The following is a 17,412-nucleotide window of genomic DNA, read 5'->3' as shown; positions in this document are numbered from 1 at the left end:
ATATTTGCAACTGTTGCAGCACAGTGCCAGCAAAGCGTTTAGGAATTGTATTCAATCAGCTTGCCGTCCGGATTTCGACACGGCGTCGAAACCGGTTTCAGCGATGGCAATCCGGCGCTGCCAAAATGCTGGATCCAGGCGCCAGTCAGCCATCAAATTGACGCGCAAGCTAAGCGCCTTGCCCGGCCACGTCGCGCTTGCGGCCACACAATTGGCTCATCAACCGGAGCGCGATCGCGGCAAGGATCAGTGCCATGTAAGGCCAGTACATTCCCGGGTTCAGCACCGCCCGGCGCCCGAAATTGACGACAAAGAAGACAGCCAAGAACCAGGCGCCACCGCCGTGGATGATGCGCCAGGCTTTCGGCCCGATCGCGGCAGCCGTCCGGTCGAACGACGTTGCCGCCATCAGGATGATGGCGAGATAGCCGGCGCCGCCGGCGATGAAGGCGGCGGGCGCCGTGAGCTCGTCGAACAGCACCGGATCGAGCTGCGACAGTGCGATGATGGCGACGGCATGGACGCCGTGCGAAAGGGCGAAGGCCAGGCCGAAATGGCGGCGGTTCGCCCTGATCCAGCGCGACATGGCCGATGGCCAGAGCCAAGCCAGGCTCGAGGCGGTGAATGCGAGCACGAACAGCATGAGTGAGGTGCGTGCGGTGAGCCTGATCACCACGCGCGCGCCGTCGACCGGATCGCCTGCCAGGCCGGCAGCAGCGCCGCACGCCGCCAACACGACCAAGCCAAGCCAGGCTGTCAGCCGCCAGCCGCTGGGCGGCCATCTCGAAGTGCTTTCGGGCCAGACCCGCATGATTTTTCCTCCTATGTAATCACTGCTTACATTCGGTTGCAAAGAACTGTCAAGTCGATGTTTACGCCGCTTACATTTCGGCCCGCCGACCGCTACTAGAAGAGGCATGACCAACTCTTCCCGCGCGGCGTATCATCACGGCAACCTCGTCGAGGAGCTCATCGCCGCCACCATCGGGATGATCGAGGAGAAGGGCGTCGACGCCGTTTCGGTGCGCGAAGCCGCAAAGCGCGCCGGCGTTTCGCCTGCGGCCCCCTTCCGCCATTTCGCCAACAAGACAGCTTTGATGACGGCGGTGGCCGAGCAGGCGATGGGCCGCTTGACCTTGTCGGTCCAGCAGGAGCTGTCGGCGACCGGCGACGCCGACCCGGTCGAGGGCCTGCGCGCCATCGCGCGGGGCTATCTCGCCTGGGCGCTCGCCAATCCGACGCACTTCGACGTCATCGCCTCGCGCACGGTGATCGACTTCCACGGCTCGCCGAAACTGACCGGCGAAACCGAGGCGATCCGCCTGGTCATGCTCGACCTGATCGCCCGCGGACAAGCGTCCGGCCGAATATCTGCAGCCCTTGCCCCCGACGCGTTGATGCTGTCGGCGCGCGCCTTCATCTATGGCCTGTGCCGGATGTGGATCGACGGCCACTTTGCCGAATGGCATGTCGAAAAGCCGGCCGGGCAGGCCATGGCCGAAGCGGTCGAGCTGTTCATCGACATGATCGGCGGGCGCCATGCGACGAACCTCTCCGGGACCTAGCATCGGCCAGCCGATGCATCGGGTGAACTTGTTCGCACCCGCCGCCATTGCATAAGGACGGCAAATTGCTACATCCTCGTCACCGCAGAGCGCGACCGGAGCCCGGCCCGCGCGACAAGATTACCGAAAGCCGCGCCGGAGACGTCCATGCCGCTCAAGATCGCCGTCCAGATGGACCACATCTTCACCGTCAACATCGCCGGCGACACGTCGTTCGCGCTGTCGCTGGAGGCCCAGCGACGCGGCCACGAACTCTACCACTACACGCCCGACCGGCTGTCGATGCGCGATGGCAAGGTCTTTGCCCGGATCGAGAAGCTCGAGGTCCGCGACGTCAAGGGTGACCACTTCACCCTCGGCGAGCCCGTCCGCACCGACCTGTCGGAGATGGACGTGATCCTTTTGCGCCAGGATCCGCCCTTCGACATGAACTACATCACCACCACCCACATGCTCGAGCGCATCCACCCCAAGACGCTTGTCGTCAACGACCCGGCATGGGTGCGCAACAGCCCGGAAAAGATCTTCGTCACCGAATTCGCCGACTTGATGCCGGAGACGCTGATCACCAAGGATCCGCAGGAAGTGGCCGCCTTCCGCAAGGAGTTCGGCGACATCATCGTCAAGCCGCTCTACGGCAATGGCGGCGCCGGTATCTTCCACCTGCACGAGGCCGACCGCAATCTGTCGTCTCTGCTCGAGATGTTCGGCCAGCTGTTCCGCGAACCCTACATCGTCCAGCGCTACCTCAAGGACGTGCGCAAGGGTGACAAGCGCATCATCCTGATCGACGGCGAACCCGCCGGCGCCATCAACCGCGTGCCGGCCGAGCATGATGCCCGCTCCAACATGCATGCCGGCGGGCGGGCCGAGAAGACCGAACTCACCGAGCGCGAGCGCGAAATCTGCGCCCGCATCGGCCCGTCGCTGCGGGAACGCGGTTTCATCCTCGTCGGCATCGACGTCATCGGCGACTACATGACCGAGATCAACGTGACCTCGCCGACCGGCATCCGCGAGGTCAAGAAGTTCGGCGGCGCCGACATCGCCGCGCTGTTCTGGGACGCGGTGGAGAAGAAGCGGGCGAAATAGCCCCTTTCGCCTGCGGCGACATCACGACCCACGTCGATGAAGTTGACCAGCATGGAGGCAAGACAATGGAACTGAAGCGCGGTCGTTTGATTGACCATCTGCATTTGCGCACCCGCGACCTCGCGGCAAGCAAGCGGTTCTATACGGCCGTGCTTGGCGTCCTGGGGATTCCGATCATCGATGGCGGCGCGCATTTCTACGCCGACGAGCTGTGGGTCGACGCCGGCGAGCAGTCCAGCCGCGTGCATGTTGCGTTTCAGGCTACCGACCGCAGTGTCGTCGACCGGTTCCACGCCGCAGGTCTTGCTGCGGGCGGCAAAGACAATGGCGCGCCCGGCGAGCGCGCCTATCATCCCGGCTACTACGCAGCCTTCCTGTTCGATCCCGATGGCAACAACATCGAAGCCGTGTTTCACGGCCCCGCCAACCGCTCGGTCGACGCGGTTACGATCACCTGGGCTCCATAACAAGGACAGCGTGATCCCGTCGGTGCCGCCGGCGGAGATGGCTGCAACTCCGGCTTCAAGCGCCGCGCCCCTGACAAGGGGACGCGGCAAAAGGCGGCCTGCAAGGCCCCCTGGAGTCACAGACTTACCCCACCTGCAACCACCTCAGGCCGCACAGCGTCGCAATTGCCATGACCGCGCAATAGGCGGCGAGCGGCCAGGCTGTGTCGCCGCCGAGCATGAGCACCGCCAGCGTGCCCATAAGGCCGACGATCAGGCTCTGAACGCAGAAATAGAGCGCCACCGCGGTGCCTGCGGCATCGCCGAACGCTTCGAGCGCGCCATTCGCCGTCACCGCGCCGGCAAAGACGATACCGATGGCGATCACCCACATCGGCATGATGAAGGTCGCGAAGGAGGGTTGGCCGAAAAGCTGGCCAAGACAGAGCAGCACTGCGCCTGCGAGCAGCATCGCCATGCCGCGCTTCAGGCTGCCGGGTATCCCCCAACGCGCCACGAACAGTTTGGCGAAGCGCGTGGTGACGATCATGGCCACCGCCGCGGTGGCAAAGGCAAGGCTGAAGCCGAGCTGCGAATAGCCGGCGCGATCGATGAGCACGCGTGGCGCCGTCGAAAAGAAGACGAAGAACGCCCCCATCGCGGCGCTGAAGCCGAGCGTATAGACGAGGAAGGCCGGGCTCTTGAGGATCGCCCGGAAGGCGGGGCGCGACTGGGTCGTTTCGGGCCGGGTCTCGTGCCAACGCAGAAGCGCATTGACCATGGCCAACACGGCGAGCAAGCCGAGCGTGGCGAAGATCGCCCGCCAGCCCAGGCCATGAGCAATAAGCGCGCCGGCGATCGGGCCGAACGCCGGCACGCAGGCCAGCATGGCGCTGAACAGGCTGTAGATAACAGCACCTTCCGGCCGCTCGGCATAGGCGTCGCGTACCGTGGCGAAGGTGGCGACGAGTGCCGCGGAGGCGCCCAGAGCCTGGACGACGCGCAGGGCGACGAACAGCGGCGCCGAGCTGGTGACGGCAAGCAGGAACGAGGCGGCAGCAAACAGCAGCACGCCGCCAAGCAGCACCGAGCGGCGGCCGATCCTGTCGGAGATCGGGCCGAAGATCCCCTGCCCGAGGCCGAGCACGATCATGTAGAGGCTCAGCGTCAGCTGGACGACGTCGGGCGTGGTGGCGAGGATTGCCGGCATCTCCGGCACCACAGGCAGGTAGATGTCCATGGCCAGCGAGGCCAGGATGTCGAAGGGCGCCATCAAAAGCAGCGCCGCGGGCAGGGAATGGCTCCACGTGGGCGTGGGAGAGTTTCGATTGGGCATGACTTTTCATCCGCACAAATGAATTTCATCTGGCGGCGATCTGCCACTTCGCTTGTCGATTACATCGGCTGGATGTCAGGAAACGATTTCCCGCAACCGCGCCGGACCGATCAGTGATCAGGAAATGAGGGGGCAGGGCGCCGCAACAACGTCTTGGTGTTGTTGCGGCCTACCTGTCTGCGGACTTGGCTGTACCCATGTTCGTCTCGCGGAGAAGCGCGGGCGCCTTGATTGGCTCGCGGCTTCCTAGCAGCCCGCCTAGCCCGGAACAACCCCGAGCCTCGGAAGGAGGCGGCTCGGGCGGCCCCGCCGAAAAACCAGCTCGCCAGCAAAAGCGCAGTCGCGCCTCAGGCGGCGCGCGGGTTTCTCACCCCGATGGCCTCGGTCGGCTTGAAGATCCGGAAGGTGTTGCGACCCGCTGATTTGGCGGCATAGAGCGCGGTATCGGCTCGCACCAGCAGATCCGAGGGGCTGCACACTTCATGAATCGCGATGCCGATCGAGGCGCCGAGCTTCAGGGCCCGGCCGCCGTGGTCGACCGGTCTGCCCAGCCTGTCGATGATCTGGCGCGCCAGTTCCGAGATCGCCGCAAGGTCCAACTCCGGCCCCACCAGCACGGCGAACTCGTCGCCGCCGATGCGCGAGACGAGCTCGACGCCGGCGCAGGCGTTTTGCAGACGCCGGGCCACTTCCTTCAGGCACTCGTCGCCGGCGACATGGCCAAAGGTGTCGTTGATCTGCTTGAAGCCGTCGAGGTCGACCAGCAGCAGCGCTCCGAGCAGAGGCCGATCGTCGGCATCGGCCGTCAGCTCCGCCAACTTGGTCTGGAACCGGCTGCGGTTGGCGAGCCCGGTCATGACGTCATATTCGGCGAGATAGCGGGTCTGGTCGGCCAGAATCTTCTCTTCGGTGATGTCCTGCTTCATGCCGAAGATACGCACGGCAACGCCATCCTCGCATTCGACGCTGGCAGTGATGCGGATCCAGCGGCGATTGCCCTTCGCAGTCACGATCTCGGCGTCGAGGCCGAAGCCGGTGCGCTCCGCAATGCCCCTGCTGCGCTTGGCATGCAGCTCGATGGCGGAAGCCTCGGTGTAGCATTTGACGATGTCCTCACGGACGAGCGGTGCTCCACGCGGCAGGTCGAACAGATCATAGACCACGTCGGTCCAGTGCAGCGCCTGGTCGGCGAGGTTGCATTGCCAGACGCCGATGCGGGCAGCGGCCGAGGAGCGGTCGAAAATCTTCTGGCTGTGCGCCAGCGAGGCCGCTTGTTCGCGGATCAGCGCCGTCTGCGCCTCAAGCCTTGCCTCGAGCCCCGCGATGATGGCGTCGCTCTGCCTGAGAACGGCCCGCCGCCGTATGTGCCGCGATGACGGACTGCGCATGTGGATAGCCCCTGTTTCGGGCAGAGCTTCGCGCGGCGGCGCTTAATATTCCCTCTCTCTAATGCCGCAAGGGCAGATTGCTGCGCACCAGGGTTAACGTATCCCGAACGCACAATGCCGACGTGCATGTTCTTGAATTGTTCTTGCGCACCTTTGCAATCTATGCTTGTCTTTGGCTGAGGCTTACGCAGGCGAGGGGCCACCTGCCGGAAGCAACGTGCATGAATTCGCCACAGCGCATCCGTGCGGCCCCAAGGAGCGCGGTGCTATAGGGAGGGCAGCATGGTTTCGCGCGTGCGCACTGTCGCGTTCCAGGGCATCGAGGCGGTTCCCGTCGACGTGCAGGTGATGGTCGCGCCCGGCAAGGTCGGCATGCAGATCGTCGGCCTGCCCGACAAGGCGGTGGCCGAAAGCCGCGAGCGGGTGCAGGCGGCGTTGCACGCGTCCGGCCTGTCGATGCCTGCCAAGAAAGTCACCATCAACCTTGCCCCGGCCGACCTGCCCAAGGAAGGCAGCCATTACGACCTGCCGATTGCGCTCGGGCTGATGGCAGCACTCGGCGCCCTGCCGGGCGATGCTCTCGCCGCCTATGTCGTGCTCGGCGAGCTGTCGCTGGACGGCACCATTTCGGCGGTCGCAGGTGCGTTGCCGGCGGCAATCGGCGCCAATGCCGAGGGCAAGGGGCTGATCTGTCCCGCCGCCAGCGGACCGGAAGCCGCCTGGGCCGGTGCCGACATCGACATTCTGGCGCCGCGCAGCCTGATTGCCATCGCCAACCATTTTCGCGGCACCCAGGTACTTTCCCGACCCGAACCCGGCATTCGTGCTGCGGCGCGCGACCTGCCCGACCTCGCCGACATCAAGGGCCAGGAAAGCGCCAAGCGAGCGCTTGAGGTCGCCGCCGCTGGCGGCCACAACCTGTTGATGGTCGGCCCGCCTGGCGCCGGCAAGTCGATGCTGGCGGCGCGGCTGCCCTCGATCCTGCCGCCTTTGTCGCCCAAGGAACTTCTCGAAGTGTCGATGATCGCCTCGATCGCCGGCGAACTCGCGGAAGGCAAGCTCACCGACCGGCGCCCGTTCCGGGCACCGCATCATTCCGCCTCGATGGCGGCGATGGTCGGCGGCGGATTGAAGGCGCGGCCGGGCGAAGTATCGCTCGCCCATCACGGCGTGCTGTTCCTCGACGAGCTCCCCGAATTCACACCACAGGTGCTCGATTCTTTACGCCAACCGCTCGAAACGGGCGAATGCATGATCGCCCGCGCCAATCACCGCATCACCTATCCGGCGCGCATCCAGCTGGTCGCGGCGATGAACCCGTGCCGCTGCGGCATGGCCGGCGAACCCGGCTATCGCTGCCTGCGCGGCACGCGCTGCCAGTCCGACTATCAGGCACGTATCTCCGGGCCGCTGCTCGACCGCATCGACCTGCGCATAGAGGTGCCCGCGGTCTCGGCCTCCGACCTCATCCGCGGCAGCCGCTCGGAAGCCAGCGCCGATGTCGCCTTGCGTGTCGCCCGGGCGCGGACGATCCAGCGCGAGCGCCTCGAACGCCATGGGGTCACAGGTGCCACCACCAATGCGCAGTGCGCCGCAGGCCTGATCGAAGACATCGCCGCGCCCGATGCCGCTGGGCTTTCGCTGTTGCGCGACGCCAGCGAAAAGCTCGGCTTTTCCGCCCGCGCCTATCACCGTGTGCTCAAGGTGGCACGCACGCTGGCGGATCTCGATGGCAGCGAGACTGTCGGCCGCATTCACCTCGCCGAGGCGATTTCATATCGCATGAGCGCCGAGCGCATGGCGCAGGCAGCGTAGGAAGAGGAGGGGCGCCGCAAGCGCAGTTCAGGCTGTCGCAAGGGAGGTGAAGGCAGTAGACGAGCCCAATGAAAGCGAACAGCGGACATGCAGCGTCCGCGGCGCTGGCGGAACTCAACCTCACCGCTCGGTAAGTCTAACGGGACGGTGGCATATGGCCGCCGTTTTGCCTCGCCAGAGGACGCGGCCAGGACCACTTGGCCACAAGCCGCCCTGCGAAACACGAAGGAACAGCGGTTACCGTATCCGCAAGAGACGCTACTTGACCGAGCCGACCAGCATCGGCTGGCCTTCGCGGATCGTCACCCAGCGGCCGGTGTTCTCGCTCGACTGGCGCTTGAGGTAGCTGTAGCCGGTCTCGTCCCACTGGCGCACGGCATCGGTCAGATTGTCGAGGATGAAGTCGCCCTTGGAGGTGCGCACGGTCAGCACCGCATGACCCTCGCCATCGGGCTTGCGCACCACCGTGATCAGCAGGTTGGACAGTTTCAGACCTTCGCGGTTCAAGGTCCGGCGCTTTTCCAGCACATAGTCCTCGCAGTCGCCTTCACTATTGTCGGGGTAGGTCCAGACCTCGTCGCGGCCATAGATGTCGATATCGTTCATTGGTTTGACGGCGGCGTTGACCGACACGTTTACGGCGACGATCTTGCGCCACATCGCGCCTGTCATCTGCTCGGGCCCGGTGTCGCGCGACCGGATCGAGCACTCGGCCGGATTGAGGCGGCAGAAATCGTAATGGCCGATCGGCTGCGACGTCAGCCCACCCGTAGTCATCGGCTGGGACGCAGCAAAGGCTGCGCCAGCGGACAAAACCACGCCCGTCATCAGCCCGAAAAACACACCGGCACGCCCCGCCGCGCACCGTACGCCTGCTGCGGAAATCATCTGCCCCGCTCGCCCCATTTACATCGTTAATAAAACGTTAAGAGCGAGGGGCAGGCGGAGTCAATCAAAGCTCGCTGCAGATTGCAGACATGGTTACCGCAGCGGCGGCCAAGCGATAATTGTGCAACAGACGCACGGCACGGCGGCCGGACAACCGGAGCCGGCTTTCGCCAGCCGCGCTGCACGAATTCAACGAGTTAGGGTGCCCTGTACCCGAAAAGGCGCACAGAACGCAGAAAGGCCCGGCGTTTGCACCGGGCCTTGCCTGTGGAAAAGATGAACCTGGCTGGGCGGCGGCCGTCAGGCCTTGCGCACCAGCCGAGGCTTGGCCGCCTTGCGTGCGGATGCGCCATAGCTTGCCATGAAGTCGACGATGCGGGGCACGATCTCGGCGCGGAAGCGTGAGCCGTTGAAGACGCCGTAATGGCCGACAGCCGGCTGCATGTAATGCGCCTTCATGTCCTGGGGAACGTTGACGCACAGATCATGCGCTGCCTGCGTCTGGCCGAGGCCCGAAATGTCGTCGTTCTCGCCTTCGACGGTGAACAGCGCGACGTTGCGGATTGCCGAGGTGTCGACGGGCTGGCCGCGATGGGTCATCTCGCCCTTGGGCAAAGCGTGGCGCACGAACACGGTGTCGACCGTCTGCAGGTAGAATTCGGCGGTCAGGTCCATCACCGCCAGATATTCGTCATAGAAGTCGCGGTGCTTCTCCGCCCCGTCGCCATCGTTCTTCACCAGGTGCATGAAGAAGTCCTTGTGGGCGATGATGTGGCGGTCGAGGTTCATGGTCATGAAGCCCGACAACTGCAGGAAGCCCGGATAGACCTCGCGGGCAAAGCCGGGCGCCGGCCACGGCACCTGCATGATGACGTTGTCGCGGAACCAGTCGATGCTCTTCTTCTCGGCCAGTTGGTTGACGGCGGTCGGATTGCGCCGGGTGTCGATCGGGCCGCCCATCAACGTCATCGTCGACGGCGCGAAGCGGTCGCCGCGCGCCTCCATCACGGCGACTGCGGCGAGCACCGGCACCGAAGGCTGGCACACCGCCATCACATGGGTGTCCGGTCCCAGCGCGTGGAACATGTCGATGACATAATCGATGTAGTCGTCGAGATCGAACTTGCCTTCGGTCACCGGCACCATGCGGGCATCGGCCCAATCGGTGATGTAGACGTCGGCATACGGCAGCATTGCCTCGACAGTGCCACGCAGCAGCGTCGCATAGTGGCCCGACATCGGCGCCACGATCAAAAGCTTGGGGTCGGGGCGGCGGCCGGCGGGCAGGTCGCGCTCGAAGCGGATCAGATTGCAGAACGGCCGCGACCACGCGACCTTCTCGGTCACCGCCACCGGCTGGAAGTCGACAACCGTCTTGTCGAGACCGAAGGCGGGCTTGCCGTAGCGGCGCGTCGTGCGCTCGAACAGTTCGGCCATCGCCGCCACCGAGCGGCCGACCGGCATGTGCGAGAACGGGTTGAGCGGGTTGGAGTAGAACAGCTTGACGGCGTCCGCATAGGCGCGGGCCGGCTGCAGCGCAGCATGGGTCGATTCATAAAGCTGGTAAAACATGATGTCCTCATACGGCCATTCGGGGAGGCGAGCCGGCCGGAGGCCCGTCATGCAATGCAGCGAAGGTAACAAACATCTGCTGCGATGCAATATCTCACTTGGTGTGAAACAGGGTCATTCTTTGGTCCAAGCTGTTGAAAATCCGTTTTCAATCGCGCCGCCGGCTCAGCACCTGTCGCCCTTGACGTTGTGCGACGCCGAAAGACCCCGAATCAGCCCGGCGGCCAAACACCATCGCCCCGCCGGGCAAGACTGCACGGCGGAGCAGGACAATTCAGAGTGTTGTGAAGCTGCTAGATGCCTTCGACCAGCATGATTTCGCCATCGGCAAACTGCTGGCGGATCGACTTGGCGTGCTGGTATTCGGGCGAGAAGTAGCAGTTGCGCGCGTCGTCCATCGAGGCGAACTCGATGATCACATTGCGGGCCCGGCCAGGCCCCTCGACCGCCTCATGGGCGCCGCCACGGGCGATGAACTTCGCACCGAAGCGTTCGAAGGCCGGCTTGGCCGCAGCGACATAGCCCTTGTAGCCCTCGGGGTCGCGAACATCGACGCGTGCGATCCAGTAAGCCTTGGTCATTCTTTCCTCCCGGGCTGCCCCATCTTCAAAACGCGCTGTGACGAGCCGACTGGTGTTGTTGTCGAGAACCGGAGCACAGTGGACATTCAGGTCCGTGAGCACCGGAAGCGGAGACAACCGCGGCGGGCGTTCGTCACAGAGGAATCTTAGGCTTTTGCCATTTCCTCAAGGATAGCCTGCGCCGCAGCCTTCCTGTCAACCGCGCCGACGATCGGGCGGGCAACGACGAGGTGGCTCGAGCCGTTGCGCATGGCGTCGGCCGGGGTAACAACCCGCTTCTGGTCGCCATGGTCGCTGCCTGCAGGGCGGATGCCCGGCGTCACCACCGCCATGCTTGGCCCGACGATGCGGCGCACTGCCGAGGCTTCGCTGGCCGAGCAGACGATGCCGCCCATCTTTGCCTGCAGCGCCTGTTCGGCGCGGCGCAGCACCAGCGTGTGCGGGTCGTATTCATAGCCCGCGTCGATCATGTCCTTTTCGTCCATGGAGGTGAGGACCGTTACCGCGAGCAGGCACAGGTCGCTGCCTTTGGCTGCCTCGACCGCCGCCTTCATCGCCTTGGGATAGGCATGCAGCGTCAGCATGGTCATGCCCATCTTGACGATGTTCTCGACGCCCTTGGCCACCGTGTTGTCGATGTCGAGCAGCTTCATGTCGAGGAACACCTTGGTGCCGCCGCTGGCCAGTTCGCGGGCGAAGTCGAGCCCTCCGGCAAAAGCCAGCTGGTAACCGATCTTGTAGAAGCTCGCGGTGCCTTCGAGTTCGCGGACCGCTCTTTCGGCTTCCTTGACGGTGGGCAGGTCAAGGCCGACGATCAGCCGGTCGCGTACAGTGTCTATGCTGCTCATGGTTCTACCCTTCGCGACATCATGGTGGCTCGTTCGACAAGCGTTTGGCACAGCCGCTGCATGCCCTTGCGCAGGCGCTCCTCGCGGAATTCGCCGTTGTCGTCGAAGGCTTCGCTGCCATGCGGCACCGAAACCTGCGGCGAAATCACTTCCATCTGGATGTGCGACAGCACCGCGCGCAGGTGAGTTGCGCTGCGGATGCCGGCGAAATGGCCGTCGGAGGACGAGCAGATCGCCACCAGCTTGCCGGCATAAGGCTGAAGCCGCCTGCCGCCGTCGCTACGCACGCGGCTGACCCAGTCGATGGTGTTCTTGAGCAAGGGCGGCATCGAGCCGTTATATTCGGGCGTCGCGATCAGCACCGCGTCGTGCATGTCGATCAGGCGGGCGAGCCTGACGGCGTTTTCGGGCACGCCGTCGCGTTCCTCGAGGTCTTCGTCCATGATCGGCAGCGGATAGTCGGCGAGCGAGATGCGCGTCACCTCGGCACCCTGCAGCGCCAATTCCTTCTGCGCTATGTCGGCCGTGCGGCCGCTATAGGCGCCGGCCCTGATCGAACCGGCAAAGACGAGAATTCTGGGAACGAGCGGCATCATCCATCCTGTGGCACGCCCGGCAAGACGCACCAAACATCGTGGCGACGGTATAGGGGCGATCAGCCGGCCAAATCAAGGCCGCTGTGCTCAGTGCTTGGCGCGGCGATAGACCCAGAGCTGCGTCGGCGGAATGTTGCGGATGATGAAGTCGAAATGCTCGACGGTGTAGTTGCCGAGGCCCGGAGGAATCGGCGACTTCGGGCCGTAGGTCAGCTGGATCACCGGCCGTCCGGCAGGGATGCGCTTGAGCAGGCCCTCGAGATAGGCAACGCGGCTGGTGACCGGAAAGTTGAGCAGCGGCACGCCCGAGACGACCGAATCGAAGATCAGGTCCTTCTTGTCACCGAGCGTGTTGTCGAGGTCGAAGGCGTCGCCCTCGATGACGTTGACGCCTGGGTAGAGGCGGCGCAGGTGCTGGACGAAATCGGCTGAGTATTCAACCGTATAGAGATCCTCGGGCTTCACGCCGTGGGCGAGGATCGCCTTTGTGATGACGCCGGTGCCGGGCCCGACTTCGAGGACCGGCAGGCCCGAGCGGGTGTTGATGACCGAGGCCATGCGCTTGGCGGTGACCGAGCTGGTCGGCACGATCGAACCGACGGCCTTGGGCTTGTCGATCCAGCCCTTGAAGAACTTCAGTTCGTCGTCGAACCTTGCCGCAAGGGTTTTGCGCAATCCGGAACCGCGTGGCATCGCTTCGATCTCCTCACCGCTGCTGGGGGGAGAAATAACAGCAAAGTGGGCCAGCGCAAGCAGAAAGCTGGCTCAATTTCCGTTACGGCAGAAACATCCTCATTTATCGCCGAAGGACTCGAAAAAGTCCTTCATGCGCGAGAAGAAACCGCTCGACTGCGGCGAGTTCTCGGTCGACGACAGCTTCTCGAATTCCTCGAGCAGCTCGCGCTGCCGCCGCGTCAGGTTCTGCGGCGTCTCGACGGCGGTCTGGATGTAGAGATCGCCGACCTGCGGCTGGCGCAGCACCGGCATGCCCTTGCCCTTGAGGCGGAACTGGCGGCCATTCTGGGTGCCTTCGGGCACTTTTACGCGGGTCTGGGTACCGTCGAGCGTCGCCACCTCGAACTGTCCGCCCAGTGCGGCGGTGGTCATCGAGATCGGCACCTTGCAATAGAGATCGGCACCATCACGCTGGAAGAACTCGTGCGGCTTGACCGACAGGAAGATGTAGAGATCGCCTGACGGGCCGCCGCGCAGGCCGGCCTCGCCTTCATTGGCGAGACGGATGCGGGTGCCGTCCTCGATGCCCGAGGGGATGTTGACAGACAGCGAGCGCTCCTCGGTGACGCGGCCCTGGCCGGCGCACTTGCCGCACGGGTCCTTGATCGTCTGGCCGCGGCCCTGGCACTGCGGGCAGGTGCGCTCGATGGAGAAGAAACCCTGGCTGGCGCGCACCTTGCCGTGGCCCTGGCACATCGAGCAGGTCACCGGCTGGGTACCGGGCTTGGCGCCCGAACCGGCGCATTCGGTGCACAGGATCGATGTCGGCACGCGGATTTGCGCGGTCTTGCCGGCAAAGGCCTCCTCGAGCGAAATTTCCATGTTGTAGCGCAGGTCGGCACCGCGCTCGCGGCCACCCGAGGAGCGACGGCGCCCGCCGCCCATCATGTCGCCGAAGATGTCCTCGAAGATGTCGGCGAAGCCGCCGGCGCCAAAGCCGTGGCCGCCGCCATTGCCCATGCCGCCATTCTCGAAGGCGGCGTGGCCGAAGCGGTCATAGGCGGCGCGCTTCTGCGGGTCCTTCAACGTCTCGTAGGCTTCGTTGATTTCCTTGAACTTGTGCTCACACGCGTCGTCGCCCGGATTGCGGTCGGGGTGGAACTGCATGGCAAGCTTGCGGAAGGCCGACTTCAGCTCCTTCTCGTCGGCGCCCTTCTGGACACCCAGCGTTTCGTAGAAATCAGCTTTCATATCTTCCCGTCACTGCCTCGGCGCGATCCACCGGATTGCGCCATCGGTGGTAATAGGCCCCGATTTAGTAAACCATGCGCCGGTATGCCATAGGCCGGTTGGCCGAAGCGGCAGATTTCGGCAGAAAATCGGCTAAATTTGCAGCCATTGTGGCCTTGGGGCCGCTCAAGCGATACGGCGACGTGCCGCTTTAGGTTTTTCCACCCCCAACCGGGAATTGAGATACTGGCTCACCGGCCCCTCAAAGTAGCGGTCGGAGGCCATCGCCACCACCATGACGGTTGCCGCCGGCACCAGCCAGAAGGTGTAGAAGCCGATCACCTCGAGCGGTTCGACCAGCTTGCGCCAAACTAGCGCCAAAAGCAGCGTCTCGATGACAGGGTGGATCATGTAGATGCCGAACGAGACGCGGCCGAACGGATGCAACGGCTTGAGATAAAGCGCGCCATCGGGATTGTTGCGCTCGGCAAGGGCGGCGAGGAACATCGCCGCCGCCAGCAAGAGCACGATCACATAGGCGTTCTGCTGGGTCGCCATTGCCGCGATCGCCAGGGCAAAGGTCAGCCAGCCGGGCAGGTGGCTCGACAACTTGAGCCTGGAGTCCCGCATGGCCACCGCCACCATCGCGCCGAGTGCGAAATCGGCAAAGGCGCGATAGGCGCCCCAGGTGTTGGCCTCGAGCCAGCTCGGAAACGGGATCCAGCCCAGCATCACCGCCAACTCCAGCCCAGAGACGGCGGACGCCGCCACCACAGCCAGTCCCAACCTGCCGTGGCGGCGATAAGCCAGGACGATGACGGGCAGGGCGAGATAGCAGAACCACTCTGCCGACAGCGTCCAGCTGACATAGTTGAAGGTCAGATTGTCGGTCAGGCCCCAGGCCTGGACCAGCAGCAGGTTGGCTGGCAGCACCGCCCAGGCATAACGCTCGGGCTGCTGGGTCTGCACCAGGCCGAAATGCAGGGCCGCGGCAACCACGCAGAAGAACAGCAGCGTCACCAGATAGAGCGGATAGAGCCGGGCCAGACGGCGCACGATGAAGCGGCGGAACGATCCCGGCTCGGCCATAAGCGTGTCGGCATAACGCAGCATGATCAGGAAGCCGGAGATCATGAAGAACATTTCCATCAGCGGCATCAGCCGGTAGAGCGCATTGCTCGCCGCCTCGTGTCCGGGCGGCGCATATCGCAGAAAATGCCACATCATCACGGTAAGAGCTGCGGCCAGCCGCCAGATTTCGAGCGTCCTGAAGTGCATGCCGCCCTCCACCACCGCACCGCCGAGGTCAACTCTCGGCCGGGTCCAGCCACAGCCTGCCTGTACATTCTTTCCTTAAGCTTAAACGCCGACAGTCTCTGTATTTGACGCAAAAGAAAAGCCCGGCGCAATGGCCGGGCTTTCCGATTAGACTGGATGTCGATCCGATCAGGCCGACTTCTTCTTGTCGTCGTTGTCGTCGATCTCTTCGAAATCGGCGTCGACCACGTCGCTGTCCTTGGCAGCATCGGCGGCGGCGTCGGATTCGGCCGCTTCCTTCTGCGAAGCCTCGTACATGGCCTGGCCGAGCTTCATCGAAGCTTCGGCAAGCGCCTGCGACTTGGCGTTGATCGCTTCGGCGTCGTCGCCTTCGGTCGCGGTCCTCAGGGCTGCGATCGCATCCGAAATCGCAGTGCGGTCTGCTTCGGTGACCTTGTCGCCATATTCCTTGAGCGACTTCTCCGAGGAATTCAGCAGGCTTTCGGCCTGGTTACGTGCCTCGACCAGTGCCTTGCGCTTCTTGTCGGCCTCGGCATTGACCTCGGCGTCCTTGACCATCTTCTCGATGTCGGCGTCGGACAGACCGCCAGATGCCTGGATGCGGATCTGGTGCTCCTTGCCGGTGCCCTTGTCCTTGGCCGAGACGTTGACGATGCCGTTGGCGTCGATGTCGAAGGTCACTTCGATCTGCGGCACGCCGCGCGGTGCGGGCGGAATGCCGACCAGGTCGAACTGGCCGAGCATCTTGTTGTCGGCAGCCATTTCACGCTCGCCCTGGAAGACGCGGATGGTCACCGCCGACTGGCTGTCCTCGGCAGTCGAGAAGACCTGGCTCTTCTTGGTCGGGATCGTGGTGTTGCGCTCGATCAGGCGGGTGAACACGCCGCCCAGCGTCTCGATGCCCAGAGACAGCGGGGTCACGTCGAGCAGCAGCACGTCCTTGACGTCGCCCTGCAGCACGCCGGCCTGGATGGCAGCACCGAGAGCAACCACCTCGTCGGGGTTGACGCCCTTGTGCGGCTCCTTGCCGAAGAACTGCTTCACGATCTCCTGGATCTTGGGCATGCGGGTCATGCCGCCGACCAGGACCACTTCGTCGATCTCGCCTGCCTTCAGGCCGGCATCCCTGAGCGCTGCCTTGCACGGCTCGATCGTGCGCTGGACGAGGTCGTCGACCAACTGTTCGAACTTGGCGCGCGACAGCTTCAGCGTCAGGTGCTTCGGGCCGGTCGCGTCAGCGGTGATGAAGGGCAGGTTGATTTCAGTCTGGGTCGTCGACGACAGCTCGATCTTAGCCTTCTCCGCAGCTTCCTTGAGGCGCTGCAGGGCAAGCTTGTCGTTCTTCAGGTCGATGCCCTGTTCCTTCTTGAACTCGGCCGCCAGGTACTCGACCAGGCGCATGTCGAAGTCTTCGCCGCCCAAGAAGGTGTCGCCGTTGGTCGACTTCACCTCGAACACGCCGTCGCCGATCTCGAGAACCGAGATATCGAAGGTGCCGCCGCCAAGGTCATAGACGGCGATCGTCTTGCCTTCGGTCTTGTCGAGGCCATAGGCCAGCGCAGCTGCGGTCGGCTCGTTGATGATGCGCAGCACTTCCAGACCGGCAATCTTGCCGGCGTCCTTGGTGGCCTGGCGCTGGGCGTCGTTGAAATAGGCCGGAACGGTGATGACGGCCTTCTCGACCTTCTCGCCGAGATAGGCTTCCGCCGTTTCCTTCATCTTCTGCAGGATCATCGCCGATATCTGGCTGGGCGACTGCTTCTTGTCGCCGGCTTCCACCCAGGCGTCGCCATTGTCACCCTTCACGATGTGATAGGGGACCAGCTTCTTGTCCTTTTCGGTGACCGGATCGTCGTAGCGACGGCCGATCAGGCGCTTGACCGCGAAGACGGTGTTTTCAGGGTTGGTGACCGCCTGGCGCTTGGCCGGCTGGCCGACGAGACGCTCGCCGTCGCCGCTGAAGGCGACAATGGAAGGGGTCGTGCGCGCGCCTTCCGCGTTCTCGATGACTTTCGCGTCCTTGCCGTCCATGACGGCGACGCAGGAATTGGTCGTTCCCAGATCGATGCCGATAACTTTTGCCATTTTAGTACTTCTCTCCG

Annotated in this window: 16 protein-coding genes; 4 read left to right on the top strand and 12 right to left on the bottom strand. The window is 64.1% G+C overall.

The window, feature by feature from the left end; translation table 11 throughout:
• Positions 1-169 precede the first annotated feature (169 nt).
• Complete coding sequence (locus HNQ95_RS15560; RefSeq protein WP_182574475.1) at positions 170-811, bottom strand: ferric reductase-like transmembrane domain-containing protein; 642 nt, start codon at positions 809-811, stop codon at positions 170-172.
• 106 nt (positions 812-917) lie between these two features.
• Between HNQ95_RS15560 and HNQ95_RS15555 the strand changes: the two genes are divergently transcribed.
• From HNQ95_RS15555 to HNQ95_RS15545, 3 genes are all read left to right on the top strand, one after another.
• Entirely contained in the window at positions 918-1,565 is a 648-nt protein-coding gene (locus tag HNQ95_RS15555; protein WP_067955672.1) for a TetR/AcrR family transcriptional regulator, read from the top strand.
• A 147-nt stretch (positions 1,566-1,712) separates the two neighbouring features.
• Positions 1,713-2,657: a glutathione synthase gene (gshB, locus tag HNQ95_RS15550; RefSeq protein ID WP_182574474.1), complete on the top strand. Its 945-nt coding sequence runs from the start codon at positions 1,713-1,715 to the stop codon at positions 2,655-2,657.
• Between the two features lie 65 nt (positions 2,658-2,722).
• The gene (locus HNQ95_RS15545; RefSeq protein ID WP_182574473.1) at positions 2,723-3,124 is read left to right on the top strand and encodes a VOC family protein; all 402 of its coding nucleotides are present in this window, start codon (positions 2,723-2,725) and stop codon (positions 3,122-3,124) included.
• 124 nt (positions 3,125-3,248) lie between these two features.
• On the opposite strand, the gene cml is transcribed toward HNQ95_RS15545, so the two are convergent.
• Both cml and HNQ95_RS15535 read right to left on the bottom strand, forming a co-directional pair.
• Positions 3,249-4,439, bottom strand: coding sequence for a CmlA/FloR family chloramphenicol efflux MFS transporter (cml, locus tag HNQ95_RS15540; protein WP_182574472.1), 1,191 nt, complete (start codon positions 4,437-4,439; stop codon positions 3,249-3,251).
• A 347-nt stretch (positions 4,440-4,786) separates the two neighbouring features.
• Positions 4,787-5,827, bottom strand: a complete 1,041-nt coding sequence (locus tag HNQ95_RS15535) for a diguanylate cyclase domain-containing protein (protein ID WP_182574471.1) — start codon at positions 5,825-5,827, stop codon at positions 4,787-4,789.
• A gap of 282 nt (positions 5,828-6,109) precedes the next feature.
• Here HNQ95_RS15535 and HNQ95_RS15530 point away from each other — a divergent pair, with 282 nt between their 5' ends.
• The gene (locus HNQ95_RS15530; RefSeq protein ID WP_067955681.1) at positions 6,110-7,642 is read left to right on the top strand and encodes a YifB family Mg chelatase-like AAA ATPase; all 1,533 of its coding nucleotides are present in this window, start codon (positions 6,110-6,112) and stop codon (positions 7,640-7,642) included.
• A 258-nt stretch (positions 7,643-7,900) separates the two neighbouring features.
• Here the strand turns inward: HNQ95_RS15530 and HNQ95_RS15525 are convergent, their stop codons facing one another.
• From HNQ95_RS15525 to dnaK, 9 genes are all read right to left on the bottom strand, one after another.
• Positions 7,901-8,530, bottom strand: coding sequence for a transglutaminase-like cysteine peptidase (locus HNQ95_RS15525; RefSeq protein WP_067955683.1), 630 nt, complete (start codon positions 8,528-8,530; stop codon positions 7,901-7,903).
• Between the two features lie 300 nt (positions 8,531-8,830).
• A complete protein-coding gene (locus HNQ95_RS15520; RefSeq protein WP_067965868.1) occupies positions 8,831-10,102 on the bottom strand; it encodes a polyhydroxyalkanoate depolymerase in 1,272 nt (423 codons plus the stop codon).
• Positions 10,103-10,395: 293 nt separating this feature from the next.
• Positions 10,396-10,683, bottom strand: coding sequence for a DUF1330 domain-containing protein (locus HNQ95_RS15515; protein ID WP_055982026.1), 288 nt, complete (start codon positions 10,681-10,683; stop codon positions 10,396-10,398).
• Between the two features lie 146 nt (positions 10,684-10,829).
• Positions 10,830-11,531 (bottom strand): orotidine-5'-phosphate decarboxylase, encoded by a 702-nt coding sequence (gene pyrF, locus HNQ95_RS15510; protein WP_067955685.1) that lies wholly within the window; start codon positions 11,529-11,531, stop codon positions 10,830-10,832.
• Positions 11,528-12,124: an NADPH-dependent FMN reductase gene (locus HNQ95_RS15505; protein ID WP_067965870.1), complete on the bottom strand. Its 597-nt coding sequence runs from the start codon at positions 12,122-12,124 to the stop codon at positions 11,528-11,530. The genes pyrF and HNQ95_RS15505 overlap by 4 nt, the downstream gene beginning before the upstream one ends.
• A gap of 90 nt (positions 12,125-12,214) precedes the next feature.
• Positions 12,215-12,820 (bottom strand): phospholipid N-methyltransferase PmtA, encoded by a 606-nt coding sequence (gene pmtA, locus HNQ95_RS15500; RefSeq protein ID WP_067955687.1) that lies wholly within the window; start codon positions 12,818-12,820, stop codon positions 12,215-12,217.
• A gap of 99 nt (positions 12,821-12,919) precedes the next feature.
• On the bottom strand, positions 12,920-14,053 hold the full coding sequence (dnaJ, locus tag HNQ95_RS15495) for a molecular chaperone DnaJ (RefSeq protein WP_067955689.1): 1,134 nt from the start codon (positions 14,051-14,053) through the stop codon (positions 12,920-12,922).
• A 165-nt stretch (positions 14,054-14,218) separates the two neighbouring features.
• Positions 14,219-15,310, bottom strand: coding sequence for an acyltransferase family protein (locus HNQ95_RS15490; protein WP_182574470.1), 1,092 nt, complete (start codon positions 15,308-15,310; stop codon positions 14,219-14,221).
• A 168-nt stretch (positions 15,311-15,478) separates the two neighbouring features.
• Positions 15,479-17,395: a molecular chaperone DnaK gene (dnaK, locus tag HNQ95_RS15485; protein WP_067955694.1), complete on the bottom strand. Its 1,917-nt coding sequence runs from the start codon at positions 17,393-17,395 to the stop codon at positions 15,479-15,481.
• Positions 17,396-17,412: the final 17 nt, after the last annotated feature.

It is taken from the genome of Aminobacter ciceronei, assembly GCF_014138625.1.
Lineage (GTDB): Bacteria > Pseudomonadota > Alphaproteobacteria > Rhizobiales > Rhizobiaceae > Aminobacter > Aminobacter ciceronei.
This window is presented reverse-complemented; position numbering and strand designations above follow the sequence as displayed.

Bases quoted from the DNA above. Each gene is read 5' to 3' on its own strand.
- HNQ95_RS15560 (WP_182574475.1), bottom strand. From the start codon at position 811: ATGCGGGTCTGGCCCGAAAGCACTTCGAGATGGCCGCCCAGCGGCTGG.
- HNQ95_RS15555 (WP_067955672.1), top strand. From the start codon at position 918: ATGACCAACTCTTCCCGCGCGGCGTATCATCACGGCAACCTCGTCGAG.
- gshB (WP_182574474.1), top strand. From the start codon at position 1,713: ATGCCGCTCAAGATCGCCGTCCAGATGGACCACATCTTCACCGTCAAC.
- HNQ95_RS15545 (WP_182574473.1), top strand. From the start codon at position 2,723: ATGGAACTGAAGCGCGGTCGTTTGATTGACCATCTGCATTTGCGCACC.
- cml (WP_182574472.1), bottom strand. From the start codon at position 4,439: ATGCCCAATCGAAACTCTCCCACGCCCACGTGGAGCCATTCCCTGCCC.
- HNQ95_RS15535 (WP_182574471.1), bottom strand. From the start codon at position 5,827: ATGCGCAGTCCGTCATCGCGGCACATACGGCGGCGGGCCGTTCTCAGG.
- HNQ95_RS15530 (WP_067955681.1), top strand. From the start codon at position 6,110: ATGGTTTCGCGCGTGCGCACTGTCGCGTTCCAGGGCATCGAGGCGGTT.
- HNQ95_RS15525 (WP_067955683.1), bottom strand. From the start codon at position 8,530: ATGATTTCCGCAGCAGGCGTACGGTGCGCGGCGGGGCGTGCCGGTGTG.
- HNQ95_RS15520 (WP_067965868.1), bottom strand. From the start codon at position 10,102: ATGTTTTACCAGCTTTATGAATCGACCCATGCTGCGCTGCAGCCGGCC.
- HNQ95_RS15515 (WP_055982026.1), bottom strand. From the start codon at position 10,683: ATGACCAAGGCTTACTGGATCGCACGCGTCGATGTTCGCGACCCCGAG.
- pyrF (WP_067955685.1), bottom strand. From the start codon at position 11,531: ATGAGCAGCATAGACACTGTACGCGACCGGCTGATCGTCGGCCTTGAC.
- HNQ95_RS15505 (WP_067965870.1), bottom strand. From the start codon at position 12,124: ATGCCGCTCGTTCCCAGAATTCTCGTCTTTGCCGGTTCGATCAGGGCC.
- pmtA (WP_067955687.1), bottom strand. From the start codon at position 12,820: ATGCCACGCGGTTCCGGATTGCGCAAAACCCTTGCGGCAAGGTTCGAC.
- dnaJ (WP_067955689.1), bottom strand. From the start codon at position 14,053: ATGAAAGCTGATTTCTACGAAACGCTGGGTGTCCAGAAGGGCGCCGAC.
- HNQ95_RS15490 (WP_182574470.1), bottom strand. From the start codon at position 15,310: ATGCACTTCAGGACGCTCGAAATCTGGCGGCTGGCCGCAGCTCTTACC.
- dnaK (WP_067955694.1), bottom strand. From the start codon at position 17,395: ATGGCAAAAGTTATCGGCATCGATCTGGGAACGACCAATTCCTGCGTC.